The following is a 3,199-nucleotide window of genomic DNA, read 5'->3' as shown; positions in this document are numbered from 1 at the left end:
GCGCTGACGGCTGCGCGCTACGCGCAAGGGCGGGCCATGGGCTTGGCCAGCCATTTGCAACTGATGGACTTGGGCGACTTGCAACTGCAAGGCTGGGCCGACGAGGCCATCGCCACCGCCCAGATTGAGGGCGAAATTTTGCAAATCAACTCGGTGCGAGCATCAGCCGCCCGGCGCTTGGGCCTTCAAGATGCCAAAGCGATGGAGCGCGATGCGCGCACCGAAGCCACGCTCGATGTGCTGCAAGCGGCCATCGAACAAAGCCACCAGCCTTTGACGCACGACACCTTGCACGGCTGGCAAGCCGCCTTGTTTCCCAATGGGCGCAGCGGTATTCAAAAGATCCGCACAGGTGCCTACCGCGACCATGCCGAACCTATGCAGATCGTCACGCCCCGCTTGGGTAAGCCAGACATCGTCCACTACCAAGCGCCCGACTCGGCAGATGTGCAGGCGCAGATGACACGGCTGATCGATTGGTTCAACAACAACCAAAACGAGAGCGACGGCTTGGTGCGTGCGGCGTTGGCGCACCTGTGGCTTGAAGCCATTCACCCGTTTGAAGACGGCAATGGCCGAGTGGGACGGGCCTTGGTCGAGATGGCGCTGGCGCAAGACCTCAAAACCGACAAACGCCTGTGGAGCTTGTCGCAACAAATGTGGCTCGACAGAGCTGGCTATTACGCCCAATTGCAAGCGGCCACCGGCCAGGGCAACATGGACGTGACGCCCTGGGTGCAATGGTTTGTGGGCTGCGTGCACAAAGCCGCCGATGCGACATGGGACCACATGCAAACGGCCCTGCGCAAAACTCGCTTCTGGGCCGAGCTGCGTGAGCAACACCCGCAACTCACACCCACACAAACCAAGGCGATCAACAAGTTGTATGACGTGGGGCCAGACGGTTTTGTCAACGGCATCAGCACCGAGAAATACGTGAACCTGTGCCGCGTTTCACGCGCCACGGCTTACCGCGAACTCACGGCGCTGTGCGAGATGGGGGTGTTGGTGCAGACGGGGACGGGGCGGGGGACGAGGTATCGGTTGATGGTGGCGTGAAAATTAACCAAAGAGTGCATCAAGCAATTCAGAAGCGGTGGACATTTTCTTGAATTGCGATCGCTTGATATCGCGATAGTGCCCTCGGATCTTCCGATTCCCATTGGCGTCTCTTCTTCCAGGAACTATGGATGGTTTGTTGCCGTCAATTGACGGCATGGCTTCATCTATTTCACCGCCATAAAAAAGAAAATGATCGATAGACAGCGAATCTTCGGTGTGAACAATCACCACGGCGCAACTGCCATTCATCAAACTGAAATCTTGGCGAATTGAGAATTTTGAAGCACGGCCCTCCAAGTGGACTTGTTTGATTTGCAAATAACGAAGTTTTTGGCGGCACGCTAAAACGAGATCAAAACCCGAATCGTCAACTTCAGAGTTGAAGATGCTCAATGGGGTTGATGGATCACGTCTCCAAAGTTCAGATGCCAATGCGCCAACCAGCAAGTGAATCAAGACGTTCTCAACATAAGAAGAGCGTTCAGCCAACGCTTTTCGATAATGCTCAGATGAAGATTGCATGGGTTGACTCATTGACAGATTAAGCGATCTCACCCCAGTTTCTTCATCAACAAAGCATTCACCTGCCCCGGATTGGCCTTGCCCTTGCTAGCCTTCATGATCGGGCCGACCAAGCCGTTCAGGGCCTTGGTGTTGCCGGCCTTGAACTCTTCCACGTTTTTGGGGTTAGCGGTCAGCACCTCGTCGATGATCTTTTCCAGCTCGCCGGTGTCGTTCATCTGCTTGAGGCCTTTGGCTTCAATGATCGCATCGATGTCACCAAATGCGCCAACTGTGCCGACTGAGCCGACTGCTCCAACTCCTGTAATGGCTACTGTTACATCGTTAGATGTTGAGCTCCACAATGCATCAAACACCTGACGCGCCGCGTTGTTGCTGATGGTGTTGTCGCTGATGCGGCTGATCAAGGCGGCCAGTTGCGCAGCGCTCACGGGCGATTGCTCGATGCTCAGCTCGCTGGCGTTCAAGCGGCGTGAGACTTCGCCCATGATCCAGTTGCTGGACAGTTTGGCTTGGCCGCAGGCTTTGGCTGTGGCTTCAAAGTAGGCTGCGACGGCTTTGCTTTGGGTCAGCTGCGTGGCGTCGTATTCGGGCAAGGCGTAGTCGTTGACGAATCGCTCGGCCATCACGCGGGGCAGCTCGGCCATTTCGCTCTTCACACGCTCCACCCAGTCGCGGCCAATCACCAGCGGTGGCAGGTCCGGGTCGGGGAAGTAACGGTAATCGGCAGCGTCTTCTTTGGTGCGCATGGCGCGGGTCTCGCCCGTGTCCGGGTCGAACAGCACGGTGGCTTGCTGGATGGCGATGCCATCTTCGATCTGGTCGATCTGCCAGCGCACTTCGTAATCGATGGCCTGCTGCATGAACTTGAAGCTGTTCAGGTTCTTGATTTCGCGGCGGGTGCCCAAGGGTTGGCCGGGTTTGCGCACCGACACGTTGGCATCACACCGGAAACTGCCCTCTTGCATGTTGCCGTCGCAAATGCCGATCCAGGTCACGATCTTGTGCAGTTCTTTGGCGTAGGCCACAGCCTCTTCGCTGCTGCGCATGTCGGGCTGAGTCACGATCTCCAGCAGCGGTGTTCCAGCGCGGTTCAGGTCAATGCCGCTTTGCCCAATGAAATCCTCGTGCAGCGATTTGCCCGCGTCTTCTTCGAGGTGAGCGCGCTCCAGGCGCACGGTTTTGCGCACGGTCTCTTTGCCCACTTCCAAAAAGAACGACACCTCGCCGCCTTGCACCACCGGGATCTCGAATTGGCTGATCTGGTAGCCCTTGGGCAGGTCGGGGTAGAAGTAGTTTTTGCGCGCAAAAATGCTGCGCTCGGCGATGTGGGCGTTGATGGCCAGGCCGAACTCGATGGCGCGTTCAACCGCGCCGATGTTCATCACCGGCAGTGTGCCGGGCAGGGCCATGTCCACCGCGCAGGCTTGCGTGTTGGGCTCGGCACCAAACGCCACCGAGGCGCGGCTGAAAATTTTGCTTTTCGTAGAGAGTTGGGCGTGTGTTTCGAAGCCGATCACGACTTCGTAGCCTTGGACGAGTTTGCTCATATGTGGTTCACCTGATGAATCAGAACTTGTGGGCAGCGGCTGCTGTATCGAAAGCATTCGCGAGC

General features: G+C 57.2%; 3 protein-coding genes. 1 reads left to right on the top strand and 2 read right to left on the bottom strand.

The window, feature by feature from the left end:
• Positions 1-1,059: Fic family protein (locus tag ACIQ47_RS15625; RefSeq protein ID WP_396438964.1), on the top strand; the 1,059-nt coding region annotated here is incomplete at its 5' end.
• Between the two features lie 3 nt (positions 1,060-1,062).
• On the opposite strand, the gene ACIQ47_RS15620 is transcribed toward ACIQ47_RS15625, so the two are convergent.
• Together ACIQ47_RS15620 and gatB are read right to left on the bottom strand one after the other, a co-directional pair.
• The gene (locus ACIQ47_RS15620; RefSeq protein WP_396438963.1) at positions 1,063-1,584 is read right to left on the bottom strand and encodes a hypothetical protein; all 522 of its coding nucleotides are present in this window, start codon (positions 1,582-1,584) and stop codon (positions 1,063-1,065) included.
• Positions 1,585-1,613: 29 nt separating this feature from the next.
• On the bottom strand, positions 1,614-3,134 hold the full coding sequence (gatB, locus tag ACIQ47_RS15615; protein WP_396438962.1) for an Asp-tRNA(Asn)/Glu-tRNA(Gln) amidotransferase subunit GatB: 1,521 nt from the start codon (positions 3,132-3,134) through the stop codon (positions 1,614-1,616).
• Positions 3,135-3,199 lie beyond the last annotated feature (65 nt).

This window comes from Limnohabitans sp. (assembly GCF_044373035.1).
Lineage (GTDB): Bacteria > Pseudomonadota > Gammaproteobacteria > Burkholderiales > Burkholderiaceae_C > Limnohabitans_A.
Note: the sequence above shows the minus strand (reverse complement) of the source record. Positions and strands in the feature narration are given on the sequence as shown.

Excerpts from the sequence above, each read along its gene's own strand:
- ACIQ47_RS15620 (WP_396438963.1), bottom strand. The coding sequence starts at position 1,584 with ATGCAATCTTCATCTGAGCATTATCGAAAAGCGTTGGCTGAACGCTCT.
- gatB (WP_396438962.1), bottom strand. The coding sequence starts at position 3,134 with ATGAGCAAACTCGTCCAAGGCTACGAAGTCGTGATCGGCTTCGAAACA.